This window comes from Streptomyces phytophilus (assembly GCF_013870535.1).
GTDB lineage: Bacteria > Actinomycetota > Actinomycetes > Streptomycetales > Streptomycetaceae > Streptomyces > Streptomyces phytophilus.
In genome coordinates this window covers 1-1047 of sequence record NZ_JACBXC010001707.1, presented here as the reverse complement: position 1 = coordinate 1047, position 1047 = coordinate 1, and the positions used below count along the sequence as shown (strand labels likewise).

1 protein-coding gene is annotated in these 1047 nt (G+C 75.5%); it reads left to right on the top strand.

The window, feature by feature from the left end:
* On the top strand, positions 1-930 hold a 930-nt coding region (locus H5J30_RS35400), incomplete at its 5' end, for an endonuclease/exonuclease/phosphatase family protein (RefSeq protein ID WP_181791886.1).
* Positions 931-1047 lie beyond the last annotated feature (117 nt).

The following is a 1047-nucleotide window of genomic DNA, read 5'->3' as shown; positions in this document are numbered from 1 at the left end:
GTCCTCCGGGTCGCCGGCGCGCTGCCCCTGCTCGTCGTCTCCTGCGTCCTCGCGTTCCGGGTCGGCGGCGGTGACGGACTGACTCCCCTGCCGCAGCTTGCCGCCTTCCTGCCCTGGCTCCTCGTGCCCGGCGGCGTCGGGCTGCTCCTCATGGCCGCCGCCCGCAGCCGTACCGGCATCGTGTGGGCGCTCGTCGCGGTCGCCGGCACCGGCTGGTTCGTACGGCCCTACGAGTCCGCCGCCGATCCGCCCTCCTCCCCGCCGAAGGCCGAGTTCCGCCTCCTGAGCGCCAACCTCAAGTTCGGCGACGCCACCCCCGCCCTGCGGGACGCGCTGCGGAGGTACGAGCCGGACGTCGCCCTGGTGCAGGAGTGCGACACCCGCTGCGTCGCCGCCCTGCGCACCCCGGAGCTGCGGGCCGCGTACCCGTACCGCGTCGTCGACGCCGGCGATCCGGCCGAGGGCTCCGCCGTCCTCAGCACGTACCCCCTGACCGAGGAGCCCGGGGTGCGCGGCACGCTGTCGATGCCCGCGGCCACCGCGCGGATCGGAGGCGAGCGGGTGCGGCTGCAGGTCGTGCACCCGATGCCGCCGACGCCCGGGTCCATGGACGCCTGGCGTACGGAGCTGGGGTACCTGCGCGACGCCGCCGGCGCCCGCGGCTCCGCGCCCACCGTCTTCGGCGGCGACTTCAACTCCTCGCAGGACCACGAGGCGTTCCGCGACATCCTCGACACCGGCCTGCGCGACAGCGCCATGCTGCTCGGCCGCTCCCGCACCCCCACCTGGCCGGCGTCGACGACGCCGCTCTTCGGCGCCCAGATCGACCACGTCCTGGTGAGCGACCGGCTGAGCCCGGCGGGCATCGAGTTCCCCGAGCTGGCCGGCACCGACCACCGGGCGGTGCTCGTGGAGCTGCAGCTGCGCTGAGCCGTGGCCGATACCGGCCCGCATGGACCGTCACGAGTGGGCCGCGCGGACGCTGTCCGTACGGCCCGGCGACAGGGCGCTGGAGATCGGCTGCGGACACGGGGTGACCGCGTCGTA